At 40.2% G+C, this 14,390-nt stretch carries 15 protein-coding genes and 1 other RNA gene; 6 read left to right on the top strand and 10 right to left on the bottom strand.

Features of this window, described 5'->3' with window-relative positions; genetic code table 11:
* Positions 1-344: 344 nt before the first annotated feature.
* A complete protein-coding gene (locus DFQ04_RS17700) occupies positions 345-749 on the top strand; it encodes a hypothetical protein (RefSeq protein ID WP_133558361.1) in 405 nt (134 codons plus the stop codon).
* A 50-nt stretch (positions 750-799) separates the two neighbouring features.
* On the opposite strand, the gene DFQ04_RS17705 is transcribed toward DFQ04_RS17700, so the two are convergent.
* Positions 800-1,204, bottom strand: a complete 405-nt coding sequence (locus DFQ04_RS17705; protein WP_133558363.1) for a hypothetical protein — start codon at positions 1,202-1,204, stop codon at positions 800-802.
* The gene (locus DFQ04_RS17710; protein ID WP_166637324.1) at positions 1,201-1,776 is read right to left on the bottom strand and encodes an RNA polymerase sigma factor; all 576 of its coding nucleotides are present in this window, start codon (positions 1,774-1,776) and stop codon (positions 1,201-1,203) included. Before DFQ04_RS17710 ends, DFQ04_RS17705 begins: the two co-directional genes overlap by 4 nt.
* 106 nt (positions 1,777-1,882) lie before the next feature.
* Between DFQ04_RS17710 and DFQ04_RS17715 the strand changes: the two genes are divergently transcribed.
* The 5 genes from DFQ04_RS17715 (at position 1,883) to DFQ04_RS17735 (ending at position 6,497) form a co-directional block, all read left to right on the top strand.
* Positions 1,883-2,221 carry a DUF6249 domain-containing protein gene (locus DFQ04_RS17715; RefSeq protein WP_133558367.1) on the top strand — a complete coding sequence of 113 codons (339 nt, stop codon included), beginning with the start codon at positions 1,883-1,885 and terminating at the stop codon, positions 2,219-2,221.
* Positions 2,222-2,336: 115 nt separating this feature from the next.
* Positions 2,337-2,807 (top strand): hypothetical protein, encoded by a 471-nt coding sequence (locus tag DFQ04_RS17720; protein WP_133558369.1) that lies wholly within the window; start codon positions 2,337-2,339, stop codon positions 2,805-2,807.
* Complete coding sequence (locus DFQ04_RS17725) at positions 2,804-4,228, top strand: CCA tRNA nucleotidyltransferase (RefSeq protein WP_133558371.1); 1,425 nt, start codon at positions 2,804-2,806, stop codon at positions 4,226-4,228. The genes DFQ04_RS17720 and DFQ04_RS17725 overlap by 4 nt, the downstream gene beginning before the upstream one ends.
* Before the next feature lie 20 nt (positions 4,229-4,248).
* A complete protein-coding gene (locus DFQ04_RS17730) occupies positions 4,249-4,956 on the top strand; it encodes a tetratricopeptide repeat protein (RefSeq protein WP_133558373.1) in 708 nt (235 codons plus the stop codon).
* Positions 4,957-5,099: 143 nt separating this feature from the next.
* Positions 5,100-6,497: a purple acid phosphatase family protein gene (locus tag DFQ04_RS17735; protein WP_133558374.1), complete on the top strand. Its 1,398-nt coding sequence runs from the start codon at positions 5,100-5,102 to the stop codon at positions 6,495-6,497.
* Here the strand turns inward: DFQ04_RS17735 and DFQ04_RS17740 are convergent, their stop codons facing one another.
* The 8 genes from DFQ04_RS17740 to DFQ04_RS17775 form a co-directional block, all read right to left on the bottom strand.
* On the bottom strand, positions 6,498-6,710 hold the full coding sequence (locus DFQ04_RS17740; protein WP_133558376.1) for a hypothetical protein: 213 nt from the start codon (positions 6,708-6,710) through the stop codon (positions 6,498-6,500).
* Between the two features lie 119 nt (positions 6,711-6,829).
* Entirely contained in the window at positions 6,830-8,062 is a 1,233-nt protein-coding gene (locus tag DFQ04_RS17745; RefSeq protein WP_208110550.1) for a S8 family peptidase, read from the bottom strand.
* A 148-nt stretch (positions 8,063-8,210) separates the two neighbouring features.
* A complete protein-coding gene (locus tag DFQ04_RS17750; RefSeq protein ID WP_133558378.1) occupies positions 8,211-9,653 on the bottom strand; it encodes a S41 family peptidase in 1,443 nt (480 codons plus the stop codon).
* A 72-nt stretch (positions 9,654-9,725) separates the two neighbouring features.
* Positions 9,726-10,436 (bottom strand): cell division ATP-binding protein FtsE, encoded by a 711-nt coding sequence (locus DFQ04_RS17755; RefSeq protein ID WP_133558380.1) that lies wholly within the window; start codon positions 10,434-10,436, stop codon positions 9,726-9,728.
* Between the two features lie 2 nt (positions 10,437-10,438).
* The gene (locus DFQ04_RS17760; protein ID WP_133558382.1) at positions 10,439-10,642 is read right to left on the bottom strand and encodes a fructose-6-phosphate aldolase; all 204 of its coding nucleotides are present in this window, start codon (positions 10,640-10,642) and stop codon (positions 10,439-10,441) included.
* Positions 10,643-10,689: 47 nt separating this feature from the next.
* On the bottom strand, positions 10,690-11,349 hold the full coding sequence (gene fsa / locus DFQ04_RS17765) for a fructose-6-phosphate aldolase (RefSeq protein ID WP_133558384.1): 660 nt from the start codon (positions 11,347-11,349) through the stop codon (positions 10,690-10,692).
* A 126-nt stretch (positions 11,350-11,475) separates the two neighbouring features.
* Positions 11,476-11,562: signal recognition particle sRNA small type (gene ffs, locus DFQ04_RS17770), an RNA gene on the bottom strand.
* A 165-nt stretch (positions 11,563-11,727) separates the two neighbouring features.
* A complete protein-coding gene (locus DFQ04_RS17775; RefSeq protein ID WP_133558386.1) occupies positions 11,728-14,361 on the bottom strand; it encodes a valine--tRNA ligase in 2,634 nt (877 codons plus the stop codon).
* Between the last annotated feature and the right edge of the window lie 29 nt (positions 14,362-14,390).

Below are 14,390 nucleotides of genomic sequence, written 5' to 3' on the forward strand. Positions count from 1 at the left end.
GGGAATTTTCCTGATTGAATTGGGGTGATTCTTGGATTTTTGGAATAACTAATCCTTCTGGTAACTTTCTGGACAATCAAAAAAAGTAAAAATCCTAGGTGTTAAATTCTCTTTTAAAAATTAATATAATTACCATCATGGCTTTTTATTTGAGTCAGTCAGTATTTTGATAAGTATATGATTTAGCCTAATTGAAATAGATTAATGCCATACGATTTTTTAGAATGCTTTGATAAAATCATGTTTTTTCAATTTTTATAAAATAAAATCCTTGTATAAAATTTTGTATTCCTAGGGAATTTTTAAATTGCGAAAATATTGTTTTTAATAAACCCCAAAAAAATATGAGAGAGCTAATTAAAGAATCTATTGTAGATCTTAAAAAGTCTGATGGATTTATTTATGTAACGGCTGAAGGTAAGAAAATTGATCTTCACGAAGCGGCTGCAAGAGGAATTGCGGTAACTCCTGTTAATCCAAAGGATGAAGTAATTAAGAAATTGGAAGCGGCTGGATTATTCCTTACTGACAACAAATTTGTAAACGATCTTAATGATCTTATTGCTGCCTTAAGTGGAGGCTCTTCTTCCAAAGGAGGAGGCAAAAGAAGATCTTTTTCTGATTCAGAAAAAAATAAAATTGTAGCAGAGTGGAAGAAAGTTGAAGCTGCAGGTAAAAAGACAAAGGCTGCTTTTGCTAGAGAAATTGGAGTTGGATACCAGACTTTTATCAATTGGCTTAGAGGGTAATTGTAGCTTGTCTAATAAAAAAAGGCAGCTTTTGCTGCCTTTTTTTTATTTTATGCTATTCTATTTTTATAGTTAAACCAGATTGAAATTATACTCATCCCAATAAAAGTCAGGATTCCAAATACTAGATTTTGTGATAATTCTAAAGATGGAAAATTGAAGGATAAAAACTCTAAAGAAATCTGAGGCATTTTTATAGAAGGTACTTTATTCCATAAGATATCATTTGATTTTTCAGAAGGAGAGAAAATACTTACCGCCAAAAATAGAATTCCTATATAGCCTAAGATAAGCTTCCATCCAAAAGGTGAGATGACAGGTTTGTATTCAACTTTGGGCAAACTACTTATTTTTTGAATCAACCTTGAGGAAAATTCAGAACTTGGAGATTCTAGCCCCGCTTCTTTAATCCAAGAAGCAAGTGGATCAAATTCTTTATTAGGTGTAGTTTTCATTTTATATCTACTAATTTTTTTTCAGATAAGTCAAGTAGGGTCTTGGTAAGGTTTTTTCTGCCTCTATGTAAGACTACTTTAATATTGGATTCTGATAAAGAGGTAATCGCTGAAATTTCTTTAATAGATAGCTCGTCCATATAGAATAGCGTAATTACTGCTGCCTCATTGGAAGATAAACTTTCAATTGCTTTTCGAATTGCTTTTTCTCTTTCCTCTTTTACCAAAATTTCCAATCCATTTTCCCAATGGATATGGTTTTCATCCTCTGGGGTGATCTCCTCATTTAATTCAAAATGAATTTTTTTCTTCCGCAATTTCCCAAGACATTCATGATAGGTGATTTTGTAAAGCCAAGTGCTGAATTTGGAATCTCCTTTAAAGCTGGAAAGATGCTGATAGACTTTGATAAAACTATCCTGGGCGGCTTCTTCTGCCTCCTCTCTGATTTTTAGCATGCGAAGACATAAGGTGAAGACCATCTTTTCATATTTTCCTACGAGCACAGAGAATGCCTGCAGATCTCCCTTTCGGGTTTGCTCAAGGTAATACTGATCGTCTTTTTGTTGCATGCTATCCATTAGATGCCAGACAGGATAAAAAAGTTACAAGAATTTTTTAAAACCTGTAACCTTTTGGTTTTAGGTCGCATCCAATGGAAAACAAATCGAAAAATTTATGCAATCTGAAATTTTAATACCGCTTATTATTTTCTCCGCAATCTTCGGAGTTTCCTATGTGTACCTTACTACAAGGAATAAGGAGCGTTTGGCTTTGATCGAAAAAGGCGCAGACGCATCCCTTTTTAATACCGGAAAAAAGAAGGGCTTTGGCTCTATTGTCCTCAACTTAGCACTATTGGCGATAGGCATTGGGCTCGGTGTATTAGTAGGTGCCATGCTTGAGCAATCCGGAATGGAAGAAGATGTGGCCTACCCAGCCTCTATTTTCATCTTTGCAGGCTTGGGATTAGTCACCAGTTTCTTTGTCAATAGAAAGTTGGATAAAGAAGCCTAAAGTCCAAAAAGTTCTACCCAAACCTCTCCAGAAATGGAGAGGTTTTTTTATTGATTCTTCCAAAGGAAAGGCGGGGCAGGATATTCTGCTTATTTTTGTGCCAAAATTTAGTGTTTTGGATCATTCAAGTATTGTAAAATCATTCAGAGACAAGGGGTCTGTTGTCATTCAGGAAGGAAATTCTAAGAAAATTAAATTTCTAAAGCCCGAGCTTTGGACAGAGGAAATGGGGCAAGATTGGGTTTATCTCCTTTCTGATATTTTTCAAATCAGATCAATTTGCGAGCCTTTCTCAGAGGTTTCTTTAGATATTGTGGAGTTCGCCTCCAAACCCACCATTTACCATAGTCCGGCAAACAAGATTATATCTAAAGCTCCAATGACGAATGGAAATTTAAAATTCGCTTTGATCCGGGAGCCCAATTGGAATAAGCTGCTTTTCCAGATTTCCCAGCCTATTTTGGCAAAAGAAGGGGATTGGAAAGAAATTGATTTCAAGACAAATGTATTTTATCCCCTTCTTATGGCAGGCACCAAAGAGATGTTTCTAGGTCCTGAGGGAGATGTAAAAATCATAAAGGGATGAATTTCAAAACTCAGCTAGCACAATTTGAGGTATTTGATAAAGTCGCCCATGCTGCTCAAAAGCTTGGGCTAAAAACCTATGTGGTAGGAGGGTATGTCCGTGATTTGGTTTTGGGAAGACCCAGCAAGGATATTGATTTTACCTGTGTGGGAAGCGGAATTCTTCTAGCTCAGGAAGTAGCAAAGGGTTTTGACCAGCATGTTCCGTTATCCATTTTTAAGAATTTTGGAACAGCCATGCTCAAATTGGACGATTGGGAATTGGAGTTTGTGGGAGCTAGAAAAGAATCCTACCGACAAGAATCCCGAAAGCCAATTGTGGAAGATGGTACGCTGGAAGAAGATCTGGAAAGGCGTGATTTCACCATCAATGCCATGGCAATCTCTCTCAATAAGGAAGATTATGGGGAATTGATTGATCCATTTGATGGAATGGGAGATATCAAAAGGAAAATCATCCGAACTCCTTTAGAACCCAATATCACTTTCTCAGATGATCCTCTGAGAATGTTAAGGGCTGTACGATTCGCAGCTCAATTGAATTTTGATATTGATGCGGATACCTTTTTTGCCTTGTCCGAAAATGCTTATAGGCTTAAGATCATCTCTGCCGAGAGGATAATCGATGAGGTGAATAAAATTATTGCTACGCCAAAACCTTCCTACGGCTTCAAATTGCTTTTTGCATCCAAACTGCTTCATGAGTTTTTTCCAGAAATGGTAGAGCTTCAGGGGGTAGACTCGGTGGACGACAAATCCCATAAGGATAATTTCTACCATACCCTACAGGTGTTGGATAATGTCTGTCAGGCTTCCAACAATCTTTGGCTACGCTGGGCAGCTATTATGCACGATATTGCCAAGCCAGCGACTAAAAGATTTAATCCAAAAGCTGGTTGGACCTTTCATGGTCATGAGGATAAAGGGGCTAGAATGACTCCTGCAATTTTCAGAAGGTTGAAGTTGCCCATGGATGACCGTATGAAATACGTCCAAAATCTTGTCCGACTTCATTTACGACCCATTGCCTTGGTAAAGGATGAGGTGACTGATTCGGCACTTCGAAGATTGCTTTTCGATGCAGGAGATGAGATTGATGATTTGATGACCCTTTGTCGGGCCGATATCACTTCTAAAAACAATAAAAAAGTCCAGCGCTACTTGGAGAACTTCGACAAAGTCGAGAAAAAGCTGAAGGAAGTTGAAGAAAAAGACCAAGTAAGAAACTTTCAGCCACCAGTAAGTGGGGAAGAAATCATGGAAACTTTTGGAATTCCTCCTTCTAAAATCATCGGAGATATAAAAGAAGAAATCAAAGAAGCTATATTGGAGGGCAAAATCTCTAACAATCCCCAGGAGGCTCGAAAACTGATGTTTGAAATTGCCTCTCAAAAGGGATTAAATCCTGTAAAATCAAATTAAAGTAATAAACTATCGTTCGTATGAAGCGCGTATTTCTCATGCTGCTCCTGGCTTTCAGCGCCAGCTATCTTTCTGCCCAAACGGCAACTGATTCCATTCCAAAATTGGATCCAAAGACCAAAAATGCCCTGAATGCTATTGACCAGTTCAACTATCAGATGGCCTTGAGATACAATGACCGGGCTATGGCCAAAACCAAATTGTATGATCTTATTGCCAGAAATCCTGAAAATATGAGATACATGGAAGCGCTAAGCAGTCTGTATTTTGAATCAGGTCAGGTAGCCTCTGCGGCTTTGGTTGCAATGGATATTCTCCAGGTAAATGACAAAAATGTCGGAGCCTTAGAAATTGCCGCTTATTCCTTGGAGCAATTGGGAGCATTGGACAGAGCCTTGCCTCAGTACGAAAGTCTCTACCTTTTAACTGGAGATAATTACAGTCTTTATAAATCAGCTTATCTTCAATACGCCCTAAAGCGATACGAAGAGGCGATCAATTCAGTAAACATGCTGGTGAAAAATGCCAAGGCTGACGAAAAAATTGGTTTCCCAATTTCTGAAACAGAGACTCAGGAAGTAGACATGAAAGCTGCTGCATTAAACCTAAAAGGATTGATTTATTTGGATCAAAACTCCAAAGCAGAAGCAAAAGTAGCCTTTACAGAAGCCCTGCAGATTGATCCAAATTTCGCTGGGGCTAAAGAAAACCTAGCCAAATCGAATTAATTCTAGTTTGGATATCTTTATCGAAAGCCGGCTTTAAGTCGGCTTTTTTTATTGTTTTTGGTATGTAGCTATGCCTTTAAATACCTTGTTTTTTTTGTAGCTTGAAGAGCTAACCCAAATGATCTTCTATCTTTTCCACTCCTATGATTCGCAAAATATCACGCTCTGCTTCCTTTCTTTTTTTACTGATGTTGATCTCGACCTTTTCTTTTTCCCAGGAGAAAAGAGTCTATAAAGAGCCCAAATTCCATACTGAATGGTCTAAGCCATCAGAGTATCCAGACCGGATTGTCTTAAACTTTGGACAGAATCCGGGGAGAGAAGTTAATGTCACCTGGAGGACGGATGCCTCGATCACTCAAGCTTTTGCTGAGATAGCCATAGCTTCTGCAGCACCAAAGTTTTGGAAAAATGGGGAAACGCTAAAAGCGAAAACAGAGGTTTTGGATGCCAGAGAAATTCAGGATGCCGAGGTTTTGGCGCATTATCATTCGGTTGAATTTCAAAACCTTTTGCCCGATACGATTTATGCTTATCGTGTTGGGGATGGGGAGCGATGGAGTGAATGGTTCCAGTTCCGAACTGCCTCAGAAAAATCCGGAGAAAAGTTTTCCTTTCTCTATGTCGGAGATGCGCAAAATTATGTGCTGGAACTTTGGTCTAGACTGATTAGGGAAGGTTTTCGAACTGCACCGGATGCCAAGTTTTTTATTCATGCAGGAGATTTGATCAATAGTGCACATCGAGAGCAAGAATGGCATGAATGGTTTACTGCAGGAGGTTTTATTCATAGCATGATTCCATCTTTTCCTACTCCGGGAAATCATGAATATCGAGCAAAGAATCAGGAGGAAGTCAATCAAAAACAAAGAAGCCTTTCTGTTCAATGGAGACCTCAGTTTACCCTTCCGCTCAATGGGCCAAAGGGTTTGGAAGAGACCGTGTATTACATGGATTACCAAGATGTCCGGGTGATTTCTTTGGATTCCAATCGAGATCAGGTAATTCAGGCAGTTTGGCTGGAGGAAGTACTGAAAACCAACCCAAAAAAATGGACCGTGCTTACCTACCATCACCCACTTTTTTCTGCTTCTAATGGAAGGGATAATGTCGAATTAAGGGAACTATGGAAGCCGATTTTTGATAAATATCGTGTTGATATAGCCTTACAGGGTCATGACCATGCCTATGCAAGGGGAAGGGTTTCTCCTGGAGAAAACGTGATGGAAGGAGTCAATCTGAAAGATCAAACTGGAACTGTCTATGTGGTCAGTGTCAGCGGAGGAAAGATGTATGATATTGGTGATGATTGGACGGCAAAAGGAGGGCAGAGAGATCGAATTGCAGAAAATACCCAGCTTTTTCAGGTGATTACTGTAGAGGGAGATCGAATGAAATATGAGTCCTACACAGCAATAGGGGAGCTATATGATGCTTTTGAATTGGTTAAAGGGAAAAATGGAATCAACGAGTTTATTGAACTTCGGGTAAATGCAGTTCCCGAAAAGACTCATAAAAATACTATTCCCTATAAAGATTGATCAGGGAAATAGAAGGAAGGCTATGGTGGTGGTAACTAAGGAAAGGCTAAAGCTTAGAAGAATGATTCGTAGGTAGTTGGTCTGCCAGTGTTTTCCATTTCCTGAATTCCCAGTCACCAACTTTCTTACGGGTCTAATAGAAAGCTGCACGATGGCAAGAATTCCTAAAAAATAGACCAAAAACAGAATACAAAAGGTTGCTATCTCCTCCATGATTTCAAGTTAATCTCAGAATCCAAACGAAAAAAGATTTTTCAAATAAATAACGATTTGGTGACCAAAGAAAAGAGGCGATGGAATTATCCAACGCCCCTTTTTTAATAAAATTTTGTTTAATGTACTGCTATAGAATCAGGATTTCCATCAGGATCATTATTAACTGTCCCATCGGATCTAATATTTCCCAAAAGAAGAATTCCTGCTACATGAGGAGAAGCCATAGAAGTACCTGCCCATGATTCATATCCACCTCCCGGAACAGAGGACAAAATTCCGACACCAGGTGCAGCATAGTCAACTGGAGGGTTTCCAAAATTGGAGAAAGATGCCCAATTATCATTTTTATCCATTGCCGATACTGTATAAATATTTGGTCCATTGGCACTGGCAGGGGATTTGGTAGATGCATCTGTACTTTCATTTCCAGCAGCAAGGGCAAACTTGACTCCTTTCGAAGCCGCAGCAATGACTGCATCATTTACGGCTTGAGAAAATCCTCCGCCTAAACTCATATTTGCAACATCTCCATTTTTTCCATTTGCTCCTACATAGTCAACACCAGCGATAACTCCTGAATAGGATCCAGAACCTCTTGAGTTTAATACTTTAACAGGAACCACAGTCGCCCCTGGTGCCACACCAATTACACCAATTGTATTGTTGATGGCTGCAACAGTTCCAGAGACATGAGTTCCATGACCATTTCCATCCGCTCCAAGATCAGAATCTTTCCCAGAAGTAAATGCATTAAATCCTTTTGAAGCATCCACCTTCAAATCAGGATGAGAACTGTCAATCCCAGAGTCAATGATATAAGCCACTCCACTTCCTGTGTAAGAGGAAACACCATTTACTCTAGTAATCCCCCAAGGAGTTTGTTGGCCAGTAGAACCACCACCTCCACCACCGCCTGGACCTTTTCCTGGAGGGGGAGCTAAAGCAACGATTCTATCCTGTTCGATATAATCTACAGAGGGATCATTGGCTAAAACAAGAGCTTGTTCTTCTGTCAATTTAATCGCAAATCCTTCAACGGTCGATCCGTACACTGGACCTAGATTTTCTTCAGAAATTCTATACTTCGCCAACAATGCAGTGCTTGATTTCCGCATCGCTTCCTGTACTCCCTGATAGCTCAAATCCTTTCTAGAATTTAATCCTGTTGGCTTCATCACTACGATGTATTGGCCAGGAATTAAATCCCCATTTTGGTATTTGACGAATTCCAAAGCTTCAGAATTGTCCAGTCTGAATTCCTCTTCCGGCTGGCAGGAAAAGATCATTGCCCCAATACAAGAAGCAATGGCCAGGGACCGAATTTTTGATGGTTTGCTAAAGTTTTTCATTTGTTTTTAATGGTAAGTTTGATGGTATTTGAAACGTTAATTGAATAAGTATCAAAAAATCAAATTAAAATCCAAGAAAAAAATGCTTTTAAAAAAGAAAAGGCCACTTTGATGAGTGGCCTTTTCTTGGTGATTATTACCTTTTAAATCAATTGTCTTCTAGTTTTATCTGGTACAATTCGGTAAGTTTTTCTTTGGCAATAGGATCATTTTCGATCAAGTTTCCAAAGCGAGTTTTTCGCTCCAGAGTACTTCCTACATCGATTCTGTCCAGTTTTTGAACGCGTGCCCCTGAAGGAACTCCGGTGATTTGCTCAATGGCTTTTCGAAGAAGCAATTCATTCACATCTCCTAGTGGCTTGAGTCTTTCGGATGATTCTTTTGCCTCGATATTCGGACCAAAGCCATTGATATAATCGGACTGATCTAAGCTATTGAAGCTTCTGGTTACTATTGGAAGAATTCCATATTTGTTCTCCTTATTTTCCTCGTCTTCAAATGGAATGGATCCTACGTTCTTCCCGGTAGTTTTATCCCCGATCAGGAACACTTCCATATAAGGTCTCAAACCATTGATAATCAATTCAGAGGCAGAAGCAGTCCTGGTAGAAGTCAAAATGTAAACTCGATTTCCCTTTAATGTATTTCCAAGGTTTTGAGTCTTGTTTTTGAAAGTAGTCTGCACATTTTTGAGTTGGTCAAACTGCATCAAATAGGAATTGTACTTGGTCTTAGAGAATACCTTGGTGTTATCCACTCCAGGTCCAATTAAGCTTGCAAGATTTACAGCTGAAGAAACAAAACCTCCTCCATTGTATCTGAAATCGACCACTAAATGCTTGATTCCTGCGTTTTTAAATTTTAAGAACACAGCATCCATTTGGTCATCATAAGCCGTGCTACCCGAACCAGGCCCAGGAGAGAAGAAGTGGTAAACGACGTAACCAATTTTCTCACCATTAATGGTGTATATCGAATCTAAGAAATTTGGGTTCTCTGAAAGTTGAACTGGAGTAAGGGAAACATCAGGTTGAGAAGAAAATCCACCAGCAGATTCAGAAAAACGAATAAAACTCAAAGTGTGTGGCTTATCCAAAGTGCCTAATACGACCCGGTAATTTTCCAAAGTCATTTGGGTACCGTTGATTTTGGTGATAATATCACCTCTCAACAAACCTGCAGCTGCGGCTGGGCTTCCTTTTTTGATGTAAGAAATTTCAGCAATTACATTGTTGTTACTTGAGCTTTCTCTATAAAGGGTAAACTCGTAACCAGCCTCCAATTCAATACCGTTTAGGGAATTAATCAGCTCTTGGTAATCTGGATAAATAACCGAAAAGCGGTCTGTAGGTCTATTGAGCAAGGATTCGAAATAATCCTCCGGATCTGAAGTATTGGCAATCGGAGTTTTCATTTCGTCAAGCCAGAGGTATACTTCGTCCATTACGTCTTTGATCCACTTGTTGATCGCAATATTTGGATTTACCTTTTCTTCAATTATAGGCTCAATTTCCTCCTCATCTTTACAAGAGAAAATGCCCAAACCCAGCAACCCAAACAGCAGAACTCTAAATAGGAAATTAACTTTCATAAGGTATTGGTTGAATAATTTGTATAACGCTCTCAAAAGGAGCATGTTTCCCAATTTCCGATTTTTTTGGAATTAAGAGGAAGTTCCGAATGAAACGTCGTGCATCTGACTATCCAGAAGCTTGCCTTTTTCACATTTCAGCACACGATATGGGAATTTACGAAGCAGGTCATGATTGTGTGTAGCCATCAAGATTGCTGTTCCCTTCTTATTGATATCCTGAAAAAGTTTGAAAATCTCGTCGGCCACGTTTGGATCCAAATTCCCTGTTGGTTCGTCCGCTAGAAGGATCGATGGTTCGTTGAGCAAGGCACGGGCAATCACGATTCTTTGCTGCTCTCCACCTGAAAGTTGATGAGGCATTTTCATAAGTGAATCAATCAATCCCACCTGAATCAATACTTCGCTGATTCTTTCTTTGATTTTTACCTTATCTGTCCATCCAGTTGCCTTCAGAACAAAGGCTAAGTTTTCACTGACATTCCGATCATAGAAGAGTTGGAAGTCCTGAAAAATGATACCGATTTTTCTTCTCAGAAAAGGGATTTCTGAATTTTTGATTTTGGAAAGGTTGAATCCTACGACCTCAGCATGTCCAGCCTGAAGAGGAAGATCTGCATAAAGAGTTTTTAATAAGGAGCTTTTCCCGCTTCCAGTTCTTCCAATCAGGAATACAAATTCATGTTGCTCCACTGAAAAATTGACCTCGGACAACACCGGAGATTCTCCCTGAAAAATGGTGGCCTGTGTCATTTGCAACACAGGTTGGGTACTAAAATCCATAGTTAAAGTTCTAATTTTTGAAGTTTTCCAAACGGAAGATTTTTGATCAATTCTTCCAACTGATCTTCTTTTCCTTCCAGTCCAAATTTTTCGACGTTTTTCATCGGGCGATCTGCTCTAAAATAAGCCACCAAGACAAAATTCTCGTCTCTGATTTGGATATAATCCGGGATTTTGGCCTTGCCTTTTACCTTGATAATGTACATAAGGGTCAATAAATGGGCTGCTTTTGGAGTAAAGCAGCCCTTGGTGTTTATTTTCCAGCGGCTTTGGCGTGGTCAGCCAAAAACTGAGCCAAGCCAGAATCTGTCAATGGATGCTTCAATAATCCGGTGATTACTTTCAAAGGACAAGTAACCACATCGGCTCCAAGCTCAGCACACTTAATCAAGTGCATGGTGTGTCTGATAGAAGCAGCCAAAACCTCAGTTTCGTAGCCGTAATTGTTATAGATGTGAACGATCTGGGCGATTAGTTCTAAACCGTCGTAGGAGATATCATCCAAACGCCCAATGAAAGGAGAAACGTATGATGCTCCTGCTTTTGCAGCCAAAAGGGCCTGACCTGAAGAAAATACCAGAGTACAATTGGTACGGATACCCTCGCTATGAAAATATTTGATGGCTTTAATTCCCTCTTTAATCATCGGGATTTTTACCACGATTTTGTCGTCAATCTTCGCCAATTCTTTCCCTTCTCTAATCATGCCTTCGTAATCCGTTGCAATCACTTCCGCACTGACTTTGTCGTCTACGATATTGCAAATGGCCTTGTAATGTGCTTTCACATTGGCGTCTCCGCTGATCCCTTCTTTTGCCATAAGGGAAGGATTGGTGGTCACGCCATCTAAAATGCCCATGTCGTAGGCCTCACGGATTTCAGCCAGATTAGCTGTGTCAATAAAGAATTTCATAGAAATAGGTTTTGGTTATGTAAACTAGATTGGGTCGGGAGATTGTTTTCCGTATTGGACAAAGTTAGAAGATTAATCAGGAATCGAAATCTTCAAAAAATAGGAATCAGGAAAATTTAGGCAAAAAAAGAAGCGGCATCGCACCGCTACAACCGCCTACCCTTGCTTCCTTCCGGACCTGGGGGATTCAGCAGGAGCTGGTCGTGCCGCTAAGCCACAAAGGTACAGCAAAATTGACTCACGGCAATATCTTTTTCTAAAATCCATGCTATCTGCCTTGGATTCAGAATAAAAAAGAAAAATCCGGAGCCTTTTGACCCCGGATATTTTCCCTAAGCTAGCTGAATGAATTGTAGATCATCCATGGACTATGCATCATTATCCCAATTTAGCCAAGCTTTCTTCCAAGGCTTTGATTTTTGCTTCAGCGTCCGCTTGCTTTTTCTTTTCCATCTCTACCACCTGAGCAGGTGCCCCAGCTACGAATCGTTCATTGCTGAGTTTTTTCATAACCGAATTCAAGAAGCCTCGAGTGTATTCTAGTTCCTTTTGAATATTGGCCTTTTCTTCCTCCACATCTATAGTATCTCCCATTGGGATAAAGCATTCATCGGCTTTCACTACAAAACTCATGGCGTTTTCCACCTTTTCTGCGAAGGACAGGGAAGAAAGATTTGCCAACTTGGTCAAAACTGCCTCGAAGCTGGTGTAAAGACCTTTATTCTTTGCATTGATAGTCAAATCCAAAGCGTCTTTTGGTGACATACCTTTTGATGCTCTCAAGTTTCTTACTTGGGAAACTACCTCAAAAACCTGAGCGGCATCTTCGATGATTTTTGGTTCAAAGCTTTTTTCATTTGGCCAAGAAGCCAAAATCAAGGATTCTTCGACACTTCTTTCTTTGATCTGATGCCAGATTTCCTCCGAAAGGAAAGGCATAAATGGATGAAGAATTTTTAGAATATTTTCGAAAAACTCTAGCGTTTTATCATAAGTAGCCTGGTCAATTGGCTGCTGGTAGCCTGGTTTGATCATTTCCAAATACCAGGAGCAGAAGTCGTCCCACACTAATTTATAGGTAGTCATCAAGGCATCTGAAATTCTGAATTTTTCAAAATGCTCATTGATTTCATTCAGGGCTTGATTAAATCGGTTTTCAAACCATTCCAAACTTGCTGAATTTGCTGATCCGTCTAAACTTGGATCGATTTCCCAACCTTTAACCAAGCGGAATGCATTCCAAATCTTATTGGCGAAGTTTCTACCTTGCTCCACCAGCTTTTCGTCGAAAGGCAAATCATTTCCGGCAGGAGAGGAGAAAAGCATTCCTGTCCGTACCCCATCAGCACCATATTGTGCAATCAAGTCCAAAGGATCAGGAGAGTTACCCAAAGATTTGGACATTTTTCTGCCAAGCTTATCTCGTACGATCCCAGTCAGATACACGTTTTTAAATGGCTTTTCGCCCATGTATTCGTATCCGGCAATGATCATTCTGGCTACCCAGAAAAACAAAATTTCCGGAGCAGTGACCAAATCATTGGTGGGGTAGTAGTATTTCAGCTCCTCATTAGGTTTTCCAGTGCTAAAAACTTCCGTATCGAAAACCGAAATCGGCCATAGCCAAGAGCTGAACCAAGTATCCAAAACATCTTCGTCTTGCTTTAAATCTGCAAGAGTGAAAGTTTTTCCAAACTTTGAATTGGCAATTTCTAAGGCTTCCTCGGCCGTTTTTGCAACCACAAATTCTCCGTTTGGTAGATAGAATGCCGGGATTCTATGTCCCCACCAAAGCTGTCGTGAGATACACCAATCCCTTACATTTTCCATCCAAACTCGATACATGTTTTTGAATTTGGGTGGATGAAGCTGGATCAAATCATCCATTACCGAAGTAAAGGCAGGCTTGGTGATTTCGTCCATTTTCAAAAACCACTGCAAGGAAAGCTTAGGTTCGATTACTGCATCCGTTCTTTCGGAGTGGCCGACATTAGATTTGTAATCTTCGATTCGGTCCAATTGGCCAATTTCATCCAGAAGCTTCCCGATTTTCTTTCTGGCTATGAAACGGTCCTCACCTACAAGAATTTGTGCCTTCTCATTAAGGGTTCCGTTATCATTTAGAATGTCGATTACTTCAAGCTTATGTTTGATCCCCAGCTCATAATCATTGATATCGTGGGCAGGAGTCACTTTAAGGCATCCGGTACCAAACTCCATGTCCACGTACTCATCCTCGATGATTGGAATAGCACGGTTGATCAATGGGATAATGGCTTTTTTCCCTTTGAGATGGGCAAATCTTGGATCATTAGGATTGATACAGATCGCTACGTCTGCCATGATGGTTTCAGGCCGGGTAGTAGCAATGGTCAAAAACTGATCTTCAGCACCTTCGATTTTATACTTGATATAATAAAGCTTCGAAGCAATTTCCTTCATGATCACTTCGTCATCCGAAAGGGCAGTTTGACCCTTTGGATCCCAGTTAACCATTCGGATCCCACGATAGATTTTTCCTTTTTTGTACAAATCCACAAAAACAGAAATCACCGCATCGCTTAGCCCCGGATCCATGGTAAAGGCTGTCCGATCCCAGTCGCAGGAGGCTCCGAGTTTTTTCAGCTGCTCAAGGATAATTCCTCCGTATTTCTCCTTCCATTCCCAAGCATGCTTCAGGAATTCCTCTCGGGAAATATCCTTTTTGTCAATTCCTCTTTCTTTCAAAAGCTGAACAACCTTGGTTTCTGTAGCAATGGAAGCGTGGTCTGTTCCCGGAACCCAGCAGGCGTTTTTACCTTGCATTCGGGCTCTACGGATCAAAACATCCTGAATAGTATTGTTCAGCATGTGGCCCATGTGAAGCACGCCAGTGACGTTTGGCGGAGGAATTACAATGGTGTAAGGTTCCTTGCTGTGGTCAATTTTTGAGGAAAAGAGCTTGTGCTCCATCCAGTAAGCGTACCATTTGGCCTCGGCAGATGCCGGTTCGTATTTGCTGGCAATAGACATACTCGGGGTTATTTTTTCGAAGGGGCAAA

Origin of the sequence: Algoriphagus boseongensis, assembly GCF_004362805.1 — a bacterium.
In the GTDB taxonomy this organism is placed as follows: Bacteria; Bacteroidota; Bacteroidia; order Cytophagales; family Cyclobacteriaceae; genus Algoriphagus; species Algoriphagus boseongensis.

What these genes read in the sequence shown, in the direction of transcription:
- DFQ04_RS17700 (WP_133558361.1), top strand. Translation starts at nt 345, where the DNA reads ATGAGAGAGCTAATTAAAGAATCTATTGTAGATCTTAAAAAGTCTGAT.
- DFQ04_RS17705 (WP_133558363.1), bottom strand. Translation starts at nt 1,204, where the DNA reads ATGAAAACTACACCTAATAAAGAATTTGATCCACTTGCTTCTTGGATT.
- DFQ04_RS17710 (WP_166637324.1), bottom strand. Translation starts at nt 1,776, where the DNA reads ATGCAACAAAAAGACGATCAGTATTACCTTGAGCAAACCCGAAAGGGA.
- DFQ04_RS17715 (WP_133558367.1), top strand. Translation starts at nt 1,883, where the DNA reads ATGCAATCTGAAATTTTAATACCGCTTATTATTTTCTCCGCAATCTTC.
- DFQ04_RS17725 (WP_133558371.1), top strand. Translation starts at nt 2,804, where the DNA reads ATGAATTTCAAAACTCAGCTAGCACAATTTGAGGTATTTGATAAAGTC.
- DFQ04_RS17730 (WP_133558373.1), top strand. Translation starts at nt 4,249, where the DNA reads ATGAAGCGCGTATTTCTCATGCTGCTCCTGGCTTTCAGCGCCAGCTAT.
- DFQ04_RS17735 (WP_133558374.1), top strand. Translation starts at nt 5,100, where the DNA reads ATGATTCGCAAAATATCACGCTCTGCTTCCTTTCTTTTTTTACTGATG.
- DFQ04_RS17740 (WP_133558376.1), bottom strand. Translation starts at nt 6,710, where the DNA reads ATGGAGGAGATAGCAACCTTTTGTATTCTGTTTTTGGTCTATTTTTTA.
- DFQ04_RS17745 (WP_208110550.1), bottom strand. Translation starts at nt 8,062, where the DNA reads ATGAAAAACTTTAGCAAACCATCAAAAATTCGGTCCCTGGCCATTGCT.
- DFQ04_RS17750 (WP_133558378.1), bottom strand. Translation starts at nt 9,653, where the DNA reads ATGAAAGTTAATTTCCTATTTAGAGTTCTGCTGTTTGGGTTGCTGGGT.
- DFQ04_RS17755 (WP_133558380.1), bottom strand. Translation starts at nt 10,436, where the DNA reads ATGGATTTTAGTACCCAACCTGTGTTGCAAATGACACAGGCCACCATT.
- DFQ04_RS17760 (WP_133558382.1), bottom strand. Translation starts at nt 10,642, where the DNA reads ATGTACATTATCAAGGTAAAAGGCAAGGCCAAAATCCCGGATTATATC.
- fsa (WP_133558384.1), bottom strand. Translation starts at nt 11,349, where the DNA reads ATGAAATTCTTTATTGACACAGCTAATCTGGCTGAAATCCGTGAGGCC.
- DFQ04_RS17775 (WP_133558386.1), bottom strand. Translation starts at nt 14,361, where the DNA reads ATGTCTATTGCCAGCAAATACGAACCGGCATCTGCCGAGGCCAAATGG.